This is a genomic window from Desulfosporosinus sp. HMP52 (assembly GCF_000765145.1).
In the GTDB taxonomy this organism is placed as follows: Bacteria; Bacillota; Desulfitobacteriia; order Desulfitobacteriales; family Desulfitobacteriaceae; genus Desulfosporosinus.
This window is the reverse complement of the sequence record NZ_JMGA01000019.1, coordinates 57,814-73,682: the sequence shown is the minus strand read 5'-3', so window position 1 is coordinate 73,682 and position 15,869 is coordinate 57,814. Positions and strand designations below refer to the sequence as shown.

General features: G+C 38.2%; 14 protein-coding genes and 1 pseudogene. 1 reads left to right on the top strand and 14 read right to left on the bottom strand.

What is annotated here, in order from left to right; all coding sequences use genetic code 11:
• Nucleotides 1–81: 81 nt before the first annotated feature.
• From DP73_RS08425 to DP73_RS08380, 11 genes and pseudogenes are all read right to left on the bottom strand, one after another.
• A complete protein-coding gene (locus tag DP73_RS08425) occupies nucleotides 82–1,455 on the bottom strand; it encodes an MFS transporter (RefSeq protein ID WP_052090495.1) in 1,374 nt (457 codons plus the stop codon).
• Nucleotides 1,456–1,745: 290 nt separating this feature from the next.
• Nucleotides 1,746–3,668, bottom strand: a complete 1,923-nt coding sequence (locus tag DP73_RS08420; protein ID WP_034598818.1) for a sigma-54-dependent Fis family transcriptional regulator — start codon at nucleotides 3,666–3,668, stop codon at nucleotides 1,746–1,748.
• 302 nt (nucleotides 3,669–3,970) lie between these two features.
• Nucleotides 3,971–4,351: a TerB family tellurite resistance protein gene (locus DP73_RS24315; RefSeq protein ID WP_348982402.1), complete on the bottom strand. Its 381-nt coding sequence runs from the start codon at nucleotides 4,349–4,351 to the stop codon at nucleotides 3,971–3,973.
• 462 nt (nucleotides 4,352–4,813) lie between these two features.
• Nucleotides 4,814–5,392 (bottom strand): annotated as a pseudogene (locus DP73_RS24310) (TerD family protein); the annotation flags it as partial.
• A gap of 201 nt (nucleotides 5,393–5,593) precedes the next feature.
• Nucleotides 5,594–6,139, bottom strand: a complete 546-nt coding sequence (locus DP73_RS08410; protein ID WP_034598815.1) for a universal stress protein — start codon at nucleotides 6,137–6,139, stop codon at nucleotides 5,594–5,596.
• Nucleotides 6,140–6,418: 279 nt separating this feature from the next.
• A complete protein-coding gene (locus DP73_RS08405; protein ID WP_034598813.1) occupies nucleotides 6,419–6,991 on the bottom strand; it encodes a universal stress protein in 573 nt (190 codons plus the stop codon).
• A 30-nt stretch (nucleotides 6,992–7,021) separates the two neighbouring features.
• Entirely contained in the window at nucleotides 7,022–7,648 is a 627-nt protein-coding gene (locus DP73_RS08400; protein ID WP_034598809.1) for a hypothetical protein, read from the bottom strand.
• Between the two features lie 160 nt (nucleotides 7,649–7,808).
• On the bottom strand, nucleotides 7,809–8,519 hold the full coding sequence (locus DP73_RS08395; protein ID WP_034598808.1) for a hypothetical protein: 711 nt from the start codon (nucleotides 8,517–8,519) through the stop codon (nucleotides 7,809–7,811).
• Nucleotides 8,516–9,814, bottom strand: a complete 1,299-nt coding sequence (locus tag DP73_RS08390; protein ID WP_034598807.1) for a sulfite exporter TauE/SafE family protein — start codon at nucleotides 9,812–9,814, stop codon at nucleotides 8,516–8,518. The genes DP73_RS08395 and DP73_RS08390 overlap by 4 nt, the downstream gene beginning before the upstream one ends.
• A gap of 945 nt (nucleotides 9,815–10,759) precedes the next feature.
• On the bottom strand, nucleotides 10,760–11,218 hold the full coding sequence (locus DP73_RS08385) for a universal stress protein (RefSeq protein ID WP_052090493.1): 459 nt from the start codon (nucleotides 11,216–11,218) through the stop codon (nucleotides 10,760–10,762).
• A 22-nt stretch (nucleotides 11,219–11,240) separates the two neighbouring features.
• The gene (locus DP73_RS08380) at nucleotides 11,241–11,711 is read right to left on the bottom strand and encodes a hypothetical protein (RefSeq protein ID WP_034598806.1); all 471 of its coding nucleotides are present in this window, start codon (nucleotides 11,709–11,711) and stop codon (nucleotides 11,241–11,243) included.
• A gap of 296 nt (nucleotides 11,712–12,007) precedes the next feature.
• Here DP73_RS08380 and DP73_RS08375 point away from each other — a divergent pair, with 296 nt between their 5' ends.
• On the top strand, nucleotides 12,008–12,250 hold the full coding sequence (locus DP73_RS08375) for a hypothetical protein (protein ID WP_034598805.1): 243 nt from the start codon (nucleotides 12,008–12,010) through the stop codon (nucleotides 12,248–12,250).
• A 24-nt stretch (nucleotides 12,251–12,274) separates the two neighbouring features.
• Here the strand turns inward: DP73_RS08375 and DP73_RS08370 are convergent, their stop codons facing one another.
• From DP73_RS08370 to DP73_RS08360, 3 genes are all read right to left on the bottom strand, one after another.
• Nucleotides 12,275–12,898 carry a hypothetical protein gene (locus tag DP73_RS08370; protein WP_034598804.1) on the bottom strand — a complete coding sequence of 208 codons (624 nt, stop codon included), beginning with the start codon at nucleotides 12,896–12,898 and terminating at the stop codon, nucleotides 12,275–12,277.
• 87 nt (nucleotides 12,899–12,985) lie between these two features.
• Nucleotides 12,986–14,269: an ArsB/NhaD family transporter gene (locus DP73_RS08365; protein ID WP_034598803.1), complete on the bottom strand. Its 1,284-nt coding sequence runs from the start codon at nucleotides 14,267–14,269 to the stop codon at nucleotides 12,986–12,988.
• Between the two features lie 95 nt (nucleotides 14,270–14,364).
• Nucleotides 14,365–15,822: an SLC13 family permease gene (locus DP73_RS08360; RefSeq protein WP_034598801.1), complete on the bottom strand. Its 1,458-nt coding sequence runs from the start codon at nucleotides 15,820–15,822 to the stop codon at nucleotides 14,365–14,367.
• Nucleotides 15,823–15,869: the final 47 nt, after the last annotated feature.

Genomic DNA, 15,869 nt, shown 5'->3' with positions numbered 1-15,869 from the left:
CCACTTCACCTTTCTGACAACTCTTTCTTTGTAAATGTTCTTTGCCTTTCCTGTAAAAATTCTTAACCAGTCTCCAACTACTCAAAATATCTTACCCTTTGTTTCAGGGCCTAATATCAGAACAACCAAGGCTCCAAACAACAACAGCCCTGAACTGCAAACAAAAACCGCTTGGGGCCCATAAATCCCCATGATCAATCCTAGTACCATAGGGCCTAAGAAGGCTCCTACACGCCCAATCCCAAACGCAAAACCTGTTCCGGTACCTCGTGCGAGTGTAGGCCACAACTCGGGAATATAGACGTTATTAACCATTGTCATGCCAAACTGAAAAAACTGATATATTAAACCTAATATAATGACATAAGCAACTGTAGACGCCGATCCGTAGGCATATGCACTGAAAGCCATGGCTACAATTGTTATAATAGAAGCCCATTTTCTGCCAACTCTTTCCACAAGATCGGTTACCAGTAAAAAAGCTGGAATCCCTCCTAACGCAATTAACGAAACGAAACCTATGGACTTAGTAACCGAAAAGCCCTTTGCAACCAGTAAAGCACTTAACCACATACTCAATCCATAATAGGCGGCCATGGTAGTAAACATCAAAACGCCACTCATTATTAACCGGGACATGTAATGCTTAGTCATTAATTGGCTCAGGCCTTTTATCGGTTCCCTGGCAATAGCACTTTCTTTTTCAGCCAGACTGAGTGATAAAGCCACACCGTCTATAGGAGGAATGGTTCTACCGATACTCTTTTGAACTTTTTCTTCCATATTAGAAACAACTTGATCAGCTTCAGCATATCTTTCCTTGGACTCTAACCATCGCGCTGACTCTGGCAAGTACTTCCAAATAACCAGGAACCACAAAGCTGGTAAAGCTTCAACAATGAAGACACCTCGCCAACCAAAGCTCGGAAGCAAGAGATAGGTAGTGAGACCGGCTGTGGCAATTCCCAAGGGTAGAAAGGCCTGATATAGAGACAGGTACTTACCTCGAGACTGTGAGGGAACTAATTCACTTAGCATTGTAATCCCTATAGGTACCTGGGCCCCTAAACCTACCCCGAGCAAAAACCTAAACGCTAAAAGACTTTCTACAGACCAAGCTAAACTTAACAAGGCTCCCGCTGTTCCCCAAAAAGCCATTGCCGCAATTAACATTGTTTTTCTTCCAAATCTATCGGATAAACCTCCTGAAAAAATTGAGCCAATAAACATTCCCGCAAAACTAATCGACGCAACTAATCCCATCATGCTTGGTGAAAGGTTAAAGTGTTTTCCTAATACCGGAAGCAAATACCCCATTCCACCTAAATCAATAGATTCTATAAACCAAGCTACAATCAATAAAAAGGTTAAAAAAACATGGTATTTTGAACTTGGAAGTCTCTCTAAACGATAGGACACCTGGATGCGATGACTCACTGTTGCTGAATTGTCCATTTTCTTGCCTCCTTAGAAAAATATCAGAACAGAAATTACTTTCCTCCTTTCTTATTTATTTAAATATTTAAATTATTCAGTTAATTATTTGTATGCAATTTCTATGCCTAACTATTTCACCCTTGAAATTCAGCTGATACCGCGATTTCAAGACATTATCTCACCTCGCTGTTTCTTCGGACTGTCAAAATTGTTTTCTTCATGTGTAAAGTATTTTGCCATAGGCACCAACAATAAAAGGGCAGCAACTATGCAACCCTTTTTAACTAACTTTGAATTGAGGTTCATATTTACTTATAGTTCAACATTTTTGATAAGGTTGGTCTACTTATTCCAAGCTTTAAAGCAAGTTCACTATTGCTCAGCTTCGCTTTAGCTCTCATTCTGCGAACAATCTCACTATTCATTTCTGCTAAAGTACTTATACACACACTTATTTGACCATCAGGAGTTTTGTTATTATTATCAGAAAATCCGGCGTCCAGAAATTCTTCTTCTAAAAGCTCAAACACAATATTCGCGGCATCTTTCTCATTATCGGACAATACAACACATCTCTCTAGGAAATGTTCTAATTGGCGACTATTTCCCGGCCAATCCATACTTGATATCTTTTTAAGAACATATGCAGGTAAATTAGCAATGGGCTTACTATACTTTTCAGCAAACTTCCTTACAAAGAAAGCTACTTGACTGGGGATGTCCTCTCTTCTTTCTCTTAAGGGAGGCAAGATTAATTTCAATACATTCAAACGAAAATACAGGTCTTCTCTGAATAACCTTCGTCTGATTAAGCTTTCTAAATCTTCATTAGAAGCCGTAATTACACGAACATCCACTGGGATTACTCGGTCACTTCCAATTCTTCGTACTTCTTTCTCCTGGAGCACCCTTAATAAATTGCCCTGCTGTTCCATTTTCATTTTTCCGATTTCATCTAAAAATAGTGTTCCTCCATTAGCCAGCTCAAACAAACCAGGTTTCCCGCCTTTACTCGCACCGGTAAAGGAACCTTCCGTGTAACCAAAAAGTTCACTTTTATAGAGATTATCATCCATAGAAGCACAGTTTACAGCAACAAAAGGACCTTTACGCCTTATACAATTTTCATTGTGAATACTCTGGGCAAGCAATTCTTTCCCGGTTCCACTCTCGCCTCGAATAAGCACGGTACAATCAGTCGTTGCGTATTTCTTTGCTTTAGCAATAACTGAAGACATTTTAGGATTAATATGGATAATATCTTTAAAACTATACTTAGCAACAAGCCCTTTGGTTGTGATTTCTCTCTTGCTCCGAATTTCTTCCTGATTTTTGATTTCTCTTACCGTAACCAAGACACCTTTGGGGATATGATGGTCAATTATGGGGATTTTATTGACTAACACTGTCCCATTTAGTACTTGGTGAACAAATCCTAACCTTTTCTCAAATCCTTCAAATATTTCAAACATACATTGACAGTAGCTTAATTCATACAAGGATTTCCCGACGACATCGGTTTCATGCAAGCCAAAGAGTTTTGAGGCTACGGGATTAAAAACTGTTACAATTTTCTCCTCGTTAACCATGATAATTCCCTCGTGAGCGTAAGCAGAAATGGCGTTTATGTGTTTTGCAATCACATTTTCACGCAGCCTAGATTTTATCATATCTTTGGCAAGCTGAATTGCATTACGGATTGTATTTTCACCGGCTGATACTGAAATGTACCGTAATCCACGCTTACTAACTAATGCAGATATTTTTTCACCAACACCTAACACCACTTTACAGCCATTCCGAAGTGCATTTTCAACCTGAACCTCAAGTTCCTGCCAATTATTATAAACGTAGACATCTACCTTAAGACCGAGTACGTTACTAATCTTTTCAATCACAGGCAAATCTTTGGACCCGGCTAAAAACAAAGCAATTTCATCGCCATATCTTTTTGCTTTGTCAAAGGCTAAGACAATATCATATTCTCGGGGATGAATACTAACCAATTGCTCTTGAGGTAATTCCTTCCGTAAAAGCTCCAGGGTAGCACCTCCACTGGCTATAACTCTTATTTTGTCAGGTTCTTGTGACAAAATGCCCTTTACCAGGCCGACTGCTGACTCAAAGGAAGTTTCAATAATTGTGATCTGTATATTAAAGTCAGTTCGAACTTTTTCAACCATTTGAGTCACCTCTTTATTTGGCGAAGTAAGAACAATCTCGGCAAGCATAAGTACTCCCCCTCTCATTTCCTTTTCAAAACTACAGACTATTTATTATAGATAGCAAAATACATACCAACTTAACTCCTAAGCACAAAAGATTATGAAATAAAAAGATAGCCCCAATTTACTTAATATTCTGTAAATTGGGGCTATCTTTTTTCACTTGTTTTTTTAATCAAATATGTTAAATCAGCTAAAAATTTCAAATTCACTACAAATTGGTTGCATGAATTCAACAATGGTGCATTTTTGCAACCCTTCTCGAAGTCAATTGGGCCGGATTTAACATTCCGGCCCACAACTTGTCACTAAAAAATAAACTCTCTGGGGTCTAAATGGACTTCTCGGCAAATCTCTTCTACCACTCTTTTTTCAACAGGCGCAAATTCTCCGTCTGCGAAACCGATTGCACAACAGAGACGAACAACCAAGCGAGCAGCTTCCGGTTTGCTCGCTAATTTTCCTACCGCCCTTAAAGCTTCAGCTTTGCCTAAGATAAGATCACTCTGTATCCGCTGTACAAAGTAATTAAAACGAGAATCGACTTCATTAATATTAATTCCGCGCATTTCTTGACTCGTACGGAAGTAATCAATAAGCTTCTCCCTTTCAGCAGCTTCCAGAACACCGTCAGCTGTTGCAACCAAAGCACTACCTGCTACTAAAGCTTCCGTCAGATCTTTTCCCATATATTTGTTAACAATATTTCGGGCATTTTCGGTTTGCTTTTGCAGCCACTCAGCCGTATTAGTATTACTCCCGGAGTTCCATCGTTCTTTGCAGCTTAAACAGACAAACTCCATGTTTTTGCTTCCTATAAACCCTGCCAGTAAACCAACTGGGCCTAACAAAACACCGCCGATAGCAGCCTTTCCGAGTCCAAAACCTTTCTTCCCTGCCGTAACCTGTGAAGAATGGCAACGGGGACAGGTCATCCCACTTTGATGACCACTACTTTGAGCCTGTTGCCCGTATGTCTGAAGACTCTGCCCCATGGCTTGAGTACTCTGCCCTAAGGATTGAGCGTTCTGGCTATAGGAGGATTGAGGACTATTTTGACCATACAGGGATTGGGGGTTGGGCTGACTACTGTAGGAAGGGATGCCGGGACTTCCTCCAGAGCTTCCGGAATTGTTTTTTCCCTGTTCTTCCTCAACTTCCAAACCAAAATTACGACAAAGGGCTGCCAAACCACCTTGAAACCCACTGCCTATTGCATTGAATTTCCATTCGCCGGCATGACGATAAATTTCTGCGGCAACAATAGCTGTTTCTACAGAGAATTCCTCACCTAGTTCATATTTGAGAAGCAGCTCATTTGTACCTGCATTGAGAATCCTTACATAAGAGTTCTTAATATCTCCAAAGCTTTGTCGTTTCATTTGAGCGTCATTGATAGTAATGCTAAAGGATATTCTCTCGATATGAGGAGGTACGGCTGACAAATTAATACGAATTTGCTCGTCGTCCCCCTCTCCGGAGCCTTTTTTGTGATCCCCACTGTGCTTCACTGACCCTTGGCCACCGGAAGGATTATTGTAGAAAACAAAGTCATTTTCGTCCTTAACTTTACCGTTAGATCCTATCAAAAAGGCTGAAGCATCTAAGTCAAAAGAATAGTTGCTTGCTGCAGGGTTTGACGCCCAACCTAATCCTACAATTATTTCCTTAAGGTTAGGATTGCTTTTTGTAAGATCGACTTTTTGTCCTTTGCTAAGTCTTACTGCCATATCTCTACCTGCCTTTCATATACATTCATACTTCAACAGAATTAAAGAAGGAAATAGCTTGAAAATTCAAGAAAAAACTCGACATGCAGCGAATCCATAGAGTTCTCTTTTAAGTGCATTTTACCATATTAAGCCAAGCACAAGCAAATTAACATACTTAAGCCCGGAAAAGAACTTTTCCGGGCTCATTTTAGCTAACGCCTACTCTGCAGAACGATAACTATCTATAAAATCTTGCGGAAGCTTTTTGATTAACAAAACAGGAATATCCGATTTATTAAGTACACTATGAGCTAAACTACCATAAATTAAACCTTTAAAACTGTTAAGCCCTCTAGTCCCCATAATTATTAGCTCAAAGTTCTTTTTGGTTGCGTAGTCAATAATAGCCTCTGTAATATCCGGGATATTAGAGTTTGAGTAAATTGTCTGGCGACTTACATTGTGTCCTTTTCGTGCAAAGATTTTATTCGTTGTGGCGAGGATTTCGGAGTATTCCCTTTCTTTTTCGGAATCTTGATCGTTTATTAAGTGCTCTACCCAGTCTGTATGTGGGTTCGTGGACCAGGTTTCCAACAAATTATAGTCTCCTTCAATGGAACCTTGAACACTTTCGTTGATATGCAAGATCGTTAATTGCATATTATCAAGACTTGCGAATAAACTCGCCGCATATACAGTCGCAGAAAAGGAATGCGGTGTGCCATCAGCATATAAGAGTACTTTAAGTGATTTTGAGTCAGTCATGAAAATTCCACCTTTAAAAACGATTTGACGCCTATTATATCATAGTCTAGTATATGGGATAATCAATAATTAATGATTAATGATCTTTAATCGCCTATATTGTCATAAAAATTTACCTTAGTGATTATAAACAGATTCAATTGGACATTCTATGTATTTAATTTTAATCTTTAAGTTTCATCAAATTTAGGGGTTATCTTTTAATTAAAAGAAAAAAATCACATGCCCTTAAGAATTAAGGACATGTGATGAAATAATTATTTATAAATGAGTTATTTATTAATGTTTTAAAATTTCTCTGGGAAGCTTTTTCACTAACATCATTGGTATAGGCGAATTGTTAATTAAACACCCGAAAAGTAAGATTTTTATGGTTGTTAGTCCTCGTGTCCCCATAATAATCAAATTATATGAATTCTTGGCTGCATAATCATATAGTGCATCTAGAGTGTCTGAAATTCCGGGATTACAATAAATGATAACATTACTTACATCTTCTGCTCTTTCAGAAAAAACTTGATTGGCTTCCGAAAGCATATCATTATATTTGTCGCGATCAGAAGAGTTAGACCCAGCAAAAACTCTCTTCAACCAATCTGAAGATACTTTTATTGGCCATCGATATTCAGATCCTTTTTCATTACCCTTCGCTATGGCCCAATTAACTAGGTCCTTTGTATCAAGCCAACAGTATTCTGTGACCTTTGAATCTTCACAGGTTTCTCGGGCCTGCACAACTGTTAAATGCATATTGGGCATATTTTTTAATAATTTTGCAGTATGAACCGCTGCATAAAAAGCTTGCTGAGAATCATCAAAGTACAGGAGCACGTTAAATTTAGAATCCTTCATATTTAATACCCCTTCCAAAAAGATGATGAATTATGGCGCAATGCAGGTAGAGCTAAGTTGAACTGACGATTTATTGATCCAAATATCAAGTCGGTCTTTGTTCTCAATAATTTTCTCAGCTAATTTCGCGCCTACATACCGATAATAATTCTCTCCGTCTTTCCTGGAAAAGTAATTGTTTGTATCAATAAAATTACCACTAGCTCCCACTCTGTGGAGTAAGGGGATTATATTGGTTTTGTTTATATCAAAGTTATCGATGGATCTTTCAAATTCATCGCCTAAATTAGCATTACTCCATGCCTTCGGCCCTTTTTCTGGCTTAATCTCATATACTCGTCTTAAAAATTCGAAAGCAAATGCACCTAAAGAAAAAATCATTCTCGGTTTATACTCATAAGAAATTTCTCTAAACTGTTCAATTTCTTTAGCTACTTCCGGCCCCCACCAATTAAGAGTATTAGGAACTAATCTACTTTCACTAACAGCATTTCTAAAATAAATATTGGAAGTTTCAATTCGAGTATTCATTGTTCTATAAACTCGATCTTGAATCTCGTCTAAGACCGGTGTCCAGTTGTCATGGCTGATAGGGTGTTTTGGATTAATAACTACCCAGATTGGATAACTCTTTATTCCAGACTCTCTCTTCATCATCTCTCAATCCCCTCATCAAAGAGTATATTTAAACATTCTGCGGAAATCTCGTGAACTTATTAAGGAATATGAAACCTTTTGCTGCAACTAATAAACTCAAGACTGTGCCACTAGTTGTAGCAAAAGGTTAAGAACAATTTCTATACTAGTAATCGATATCTTAAGCTGTCTTCTTAGATTTGGCCACGACTATACCAAGACCATCGAAGAGGTAGTAGAGTCCGAAGCCATACCACATGGTGTATATCAGGTAAAAGGTAAGCAAAAAGATTACACTAAATTTATTTTCACTTACTTGCTTTATTTCTACACCATAATAATTATAGGCAGGTTCAAGAGCTTTTTGCTGTACTTTGACTAAATCAAATCCTTCTTGGAATTGAGATTTAGATTTCAAATTTGCATCAATTTTTTTCAAAGAACTGTACCAGTTGTAAGTTGCTTCGCGAGCATCATACCCATATTTTTTCTCTAAAGATTTACCGTCATTGTGATACATGAAATCGCTGTCAGCGACCACCGCTCCTAGAATTTTTCCATAATCTCCATTAATACTAACCGAAGTATCTTTTACAGTTACAGAGGCTCCAGCCATAGTGTATAGTTTACTCCATTTTTCTGCTTCCTCTGGAGATGAAGCTTTGATTGCTAAGCTTACATTTTTACCCAATTGACCATCAGCTACCTTTTGTGCATCCTTAATAAAATAAGCCGAACCCTTAGACAATGAGTTAAACAGATCATCTGCGAATTCTAAGCCATTTCTTCCGTTTCCGAAGTTTGGGGACATCATTCCCACATAGCATAGTGCGAAGCTAACAAGCATTATAACACCGATCATGAAGGTCTTTTTATTTCGTACTACACTCATTGGGAAACACCTCCTTTGACACTTGCAGCATAATCCTCTGCCGCTTCAGCTCGAAGCTTCGGTATATTTCTAATGAATGTGCTAATAATCCAGAATGCAAAGATAGAGACTAAACCAAAGAATAACCATACTCCTACCTTAGTAATTATAGCACCAGAGGAAGAGGATAAGGTGATATAACCCATCTGAGTTAGCTTCTCCGGAAGTGCAAAGAGTCTGTTAACAAAGCCAGCTAAGATTGCCAAAGCATAGAAAGCCTTGATCTGTGTTCCCGGAACGACTTTAGTAGTAATAGCACCTATTTGGATGCCAAATAAGGAACCGAGCAGCATACCCATTGCTAAGGTATAGAATACATAACCATAGATGGCATACTGTGCTATAGAACCGTAACCCGCTGTAAAGATAATTTGAAGTATATCTGTACCCACAGTGGTCCCAGTTGAAATTCCTAATCCGTATACAAACATTGGGAAGGTAACAAAACCACCGCCAACACCTAGGATCGATGCTAAAAAACCAGTTACTGCTCCGCATATTGCAACAAATATACCAGAAATCCTTCTCCCCCCGGGGACTACATGCTCATCAAATTTGATCATAGGCGCTATATTAATGGATTGTACCTTTGCTCCAAAAGCTGTCATTTTATCTGGCCCGCCATGGGCATCTCCACCATTTTTCGGTGCGTTTTTTCTCATAGCAAGATACTCACTCATGGCAAAGATACCTAAGAATCCAAGCAGAACAACGTATATTGAGCTGATAACAAAATCACTCATTATTGGGTTGTAATTAAACAATGCACGATTGATCGCCCCGCCCCCGGTAACTCCCAAACCGGAACCAATTAGAAAGGCAATTGCGAGACCGACGTGAACGTTGCCCATCTTCTTATGCAGGGTCGTTCCCATGATGGCCTTAGCAAAGATATGAAACATATCAGTACCTACTGCCAATATTCCCTTTACGCCTAGGCTCATCAACGCAGGGGTGATAACAAATCCTCCGCCTGCCCCAATACAACCGGTTATAAGACCAGCGATAACTCCAACGGCTATGGAGCCGTAAAAGGTTGTGGGTGAAAAAAAGGATGGTCCGAAGGCTGTTTTCCCGCCAATAAAGGCTGGTAGGGCAGATGCTGCATGAGCCATTGCGGGAATGAGTAGGGGTAGAGCCATTACGAATAAGATGAGCAACTTCTTTCTGTTTTTTATAATATTATTAGATGTTTCAATCTCCCATTGGGCATGAGCCCTAGCTGCATACATAAACGAGTTATACATAGTTTTCATTAAGTTCCCTCCTTCAGTGTTCTTCACTATCCATTGAAGTAAGAATTTTTAGTTATTGCCCGTCACATTATTAGAAAAATTTGTGTTATAATAACAATAAGAAATTTCCTTTTGCGGCCTTTTGTAGGCTGCTTTTTTTCTTGAAGAAGTACCCGCATTTCCAATCTCCCAAGTAATCTACTGATCGATTCGTTATTTTTAATGATATCAATAATCTTACATTTTTTATTAACCTAGAGTTTCGGATCTTCTTCAATTATTTGACCTTTAAAACTATAGTTTGATTTCTTACACTCCTTTCCTTTGAATTTTGTTTCACAAGTAAAGAGTAGCATTGCTTGAGAAATGTGTCTATAGTGTATCCATATCCCTATAATCAGTTATATCTATATTTGACTCGATTTTAGATTAGTTAAAGGTTCTGATAAGAGTTATTTACCAAAAACAGACGAGCTTGGTTACTACTTTAGCACTAATTTGGAGTAACGAAAGCCATAATCTTAATACTTCAGATTTAAGGATTTCTATATCGATCCAACGGCTTTAAATTCAAAATTTTCATCCTATTCTGCTTGAAACCGCTGATATCAGCTATTTGCTGCACTTTCAGCAATAGTTTTTCGGCTAATCTATACACATATTGTTTGCTAGGCAGTTTTTTTATACCTCCGTTTTTTAAATGATGAGGATAATCCACAGTAATTGAATTTAACAATATAAAAAACCAAATAATTTCATAAAATCTTAATTAGTTTACCGAATTGTGTCCTCATGATTAATGATCCCCTCCTCTAGATGTTCCTTTAGGGGAAAACTATGTGATATAATTCTGATTGATTAAGAAACGATTTAAATTAACATTCTTTTTTAGACAAAAAAAAGAAGTGTATTTGCCACACTTCACTTCACAAAGCTTATTTTTCATGCTAATTTTTTAAATAATCGTCAGATTTGGTAACTGTATACCTCTTGTAAATCTAGAGATAATTCTTTTACTAACAACACAGGTATAGGGGATCTATTTTGTAGGGAATACGCTAAACTACCAAATATAACCTCTTTTATTTTGCTGATCTCCCCTGCACCCATTACTATCAAGTCAATTGACCACTTATTTACATACGCGAGGAGCGCGGTCACTGCATCTGGAATATTGGGATTGGAATATATCACTTGTTGATGAACATCCTTTGATCTTGCTAAAAATACATCTAGGGCATTCTGCGGCACATCTGAGGTTGTCGTCCAGATGTTTTGGCAACTTTCCAGAATTTCCGACGAACTTTGGGTACTTTCTTTTAGCCTTACAATGGTCAGTTGCATGTTAGGCATATTCGTCATTAAGATTGCTGAATATATTGCGGCAGCACGAGAGAATTCTGTATCATCTAAATAAAGAAGCACTTTAAACCTTCTTCGACTCATTCTAATACCCTGATGACATTACTAGAGCATTGTTAGAAAAAATATTATAAGTGTTAAAATCTATTCCTCCACTTATCCACGATTCTGAAATAATATTAGTTCTCTTGACATTTGAAGAATCGCTGACTTGACAAGTTACTTTAATAATAAACTCTTCCTCTAAAGGGTTGCCCCCTAACTCCCGAACCATAAATGTGGCAATATCAGTTGGTAAATCGTTCAATTCCTCTTGGCTAAATGGTACGTCAGGCCTGATTTCTAAATCAGCGTTAAACGAACGTCTAATCATACCTTCCCGAATAACCGTACTAACACTTGTTGTAAGGGTAGCCACCGGAAGTTTGGCTCTTACTCGATTATTATAGAGTTCAAATTTATAATTAGGTTCATTACCAGAGGGATACACCGGTACAACATTTAAAAACTTTCCCCGAGTGTACCTGACCCCATAATCAAGGGATTCCTTTCTCATTCTTAAACCCTCCTTCGAAGTGGAGTAATCTCATGATGATACTTTTGCATATAATTTACGATTAAAATTCTTAGCGACCTTTTCTGGCAGCTTTTTCTCTATTGGGTTCTTGCTTTTGTTTCGTTAAGGCTTAACAGTAAACTCCTACATTTTTAGATTAACACTGAATAAAAATCAAGTATATAGCAAACTAAAATGCTCATAATCATTTTATTCGATAGTGGCGATGACAAATAGTACTAAAATATGGTCACAATATATCTATAGCTCTTCTTAAGAAAGGAGATTATTTAACGATGAACCCTGCTATTGAGTCCTTGGAAATGCTGATTGATTATGAAAAAAAGTACTGCAACTCACCGAAGCTCGCTAATTCTCAAATGATGTATTGGTACTATAAAGTCTTGGGTAATCGTTCTTGGAAAAAATCAATCCCAGATATTGATGATTGGGTACATCATTATGAGAAGTTTCTTGAGAGTGGCGGCGACCCCTACCAGTTAAAACAAGCAGGTACATTCTTGGGGCAGTACTTTTAAATCATAACTTTAAATAACAGAATCCTACCTAATCCATATTTTAAGACTATCCTTGTTTTGGATAATTGTTTCAGATAGCTTTCTTCCAACATGACTGAAATATTGTTCCTTGATAGTACTGTCTAAATACTTTTCGGCTTCTAGATCCTGATCACTTGTATTGACACGTCGAAGCAAAGGAACCACGTTAGTTTCACTTAAGTCAAAATTAGCAATGGCTTTTTCAAATTCATTCTTTAAGTTTAAAGCACTCCAGTACTTTGGGCCTTTTTCAGGTTTTGCACTAAAGACTCTTCTAATAAATTCATAAGGAAATCCACCAAAAGTAATTAAAATTTTGGGTTCATATTCTTCAATAATCTCCCTTAAAAGCTTTATTTCTGATGCTACTTCTTTTCCCCACCAATTTAATGTGTTGGGAACAATCCCACAATCTCCTACAACACTCCTAATGTAGATGTTTTTCGTATCAATTCTAGATTGTAACTCACGATAGACCTTATCTTGCATCTCATCTAAAACATGTCTCCAAATGCCATTGATAACAGCAGGGTATTTTGGATTAATTAACAGCCAAATTGGATACGTTCGATCTCCGGAATCCCTGTCAACCAAAGGCATATATTTATCTCTTGCTAAGCCAGACAACGAATCCCGTCCTTTCTAACAATTTTTTAATCGTCAGACATGTTCAACCGGATGTCCAATTTAATTCTAAACTTCCTCGTTCTTGGACTAAGTTAAATAGAAGAAATATAAGTAGACACTTGAAATAAGAATCGAAACAAGCATTAGCGGGAAGGCAACCTTCATAAACCCTACAAAGGTCCATTTATACCCTTGTTTCTCGGCCATTCCTACTACTACAACATTAGCAGAGGCTCCAATAATTGTGCCATTACCACCTAAGCAAGCACCAAGAGATAATGCCCACCATAGTGGATTTAGGTCTGTCATGCCTCCCAATCTTCCCATATCTTCAATTAAAGGAATCATGGTTGCCACGAACGGGATATTATCTACAAAGGAAGAAGCAATAGCTGAAAGCCACAGTATCAACATTCCGGTAGGGAGCATTTCTCCACCGGTTAGCTTTAATGACTCCATTGCTATCCACTCGATTACTCCAACGTGTTCCAAAGCCCCTACTAAAATGAATAATCCTGCAAAGAAGAAGATAACCGGCCATTCCACAGCTATCAGAGCGTGTTCAGGGTCTTCATTTGTAATTAATAAGAGCAACGCCGCACCTGATAAGGCAACGGTAGCCGATTCTAGGTGGAGATATTGATGCAAGAAAAATCCAAGAATTGTGAGGGCAATTACTATAAGAGATTTTTTTAATAACCCTACGTTTTTAATCTCACTGCTGGGATCCATTCTCATGATATTTTCCTTTAATTCCTCACGAGTGATTAGTTCTTTACGATAAATTAATTTTAGTATCAATATTGTTACCGGCAAAATAACAAGGATAACGGGACCAACATTGATTACAAAGTCCATAAAACCTAACCCTGTCGCAGAACCAATCATGATATTGGGAGGATCTCCGATTAAGGTAGCAGTTCCCCCAATATTAGAGGCCAGGATTTCAGAGAAAAGTATTGGCATAGGATTAATTTCTAGAGCTTTGGCAATTGAAAAGGTAATGGGGACTATCAATAATACTGTGGTAACATTGTCTAAAAGTGCAGAAAGCAAAGCGGTAATTACGGTAAGAGAGATCATAATTTTCATTGGATCTCCTTTGCTTTTCTTAGCTGCCCAGACCGCAAGATATTCAAAAAGCCCCGAGTTTCTTGCAATACCCACGATTACCATCATTCCAACTAGCAATCCTATGGTATTAAAATCAATAGCCTCAATTGCTTGTTCTTGACTAATTACACCACCGATAATGACGAGCATTCCACCCGCTAACGCTACTGCTGTACGATGAATTTTTTCCGAAATAATAATTGCATATGAAATCAGGAATACAGCTGAAGCAAATAATACTTGACTGTTACCTTCCATAAAGCATCTCCCCAATTCTAAACAAGTGTTTGTGCCACTAATACGCTTGGATTGTTTATCCAAGCGTATTAGTTTAAATCACAGCCTTCTGAAGGTTATCTTACTAGTGCCGGCATTCCGACTATAGGCCAATAGGTAAAGGTCATGATTACCAGAAGGCCCATAATAACAGCACTTGCAGGGATACCACTGACAAAGAACTCACCCGTCGTAAACTGCTTCGATTCATAAGCCATTGCATTAGGAGCCGCACCAATTAACAGTAAGAATGGCATACCGGCCATTGCAACAGCACCATACATAACCAGCTCAGGGTTAACACCTAAATACTGAGCCATAACAAGTGCTACAGGCAGGGTGATGGCAATGGCTGCTACGTTCATAATGAAGTTTGTCATAATTAGCACAAGGAAACATACTGCCAGTAAGAAAACTAACCAATGTGCTCCTGCTATCATTGACAACCACTTAATTGCAATCCACTGGGCCGCACCTGTTTGCCATAAACAGAAACCAATACTCATAGCTCCGGAAAAGAGTAGAACGATATTCCAAGGGATTTTCTTTTCTAAATCTTCTACAGTCAGTATTTTGGATAGGAAGAATAATACTCCTGCCAGTAAGAGAGGCACTGAACGATCCATCGTTTTCAAGGCTGGAATAATAGCCTGTAATACAAGCATAGCGAGGGCAAACGCTACAACAACACTAACAAATATCTCTTTGCTGTTAACAGGACCGAGTTTTTCATATTCTGATTTAGCTCTAGCTCTCAAACCAGGAATCTTTGATTTTTCAGGTTTATAAATGACCATTAATAATGCCCAAATTAAGAAAACACTTGCCCAACCAAAGGGTGCTAAATGGATAGAGAAGTCAACAAATGATACTTGTTTACCGGTAAACTCTGTGAAGAAACCTACAGCTGCGGGGTTACGAGCACCACCCAGGAGAGTACAGATACTTCCTGCACCAGCGGTGTAAGCCATACCTATGAACAAAGCCTTGCCAAACTTTGTAGGTTTTCCTTCGGAGTTATCACCATTATATAAGGCCAAAATTGTAACTAATATTGGGAACATAGTAGCTGCTACCGCCGTATGAGCCATGATGTGAGTTAATAGAGCAGTGACAATAAATACACCTAATAGAATCTTTCTAGTATCCTCGCCCACAACAACCAGCATTTTGTAGGCAATCCGTTTGGTGATTCCTGACTTTGTAAATGCCAATCCAATGAGTAAAGATCCTAAAATAAACATTACTGTAGGATCCATGAAATCTCTAAACGCTTCTTTAGCTGGACGGATTAGAAATAAGGCTTGCACCACGCCAATCATTAAACTTGTAACACCAATAGGGGTTACTTCAAAAACCCACCATATACTTGCTAAGAAGAACAAACCTATTGCTGCTTTCCCTTGTTGACTCAATTCAAATGACTTGCCTGTTGGATCCACCGCAGGTCCAAATTGTGGAGCATAAAAAAATATTAAAAACAAACATATTCCTAATCCAATAAAGAAAATTCTTTTTACACTGTTACTGTTCATTTATTACACCCCTCTTCCTATTTATCAGGTGCTTATTTTTTACTGGA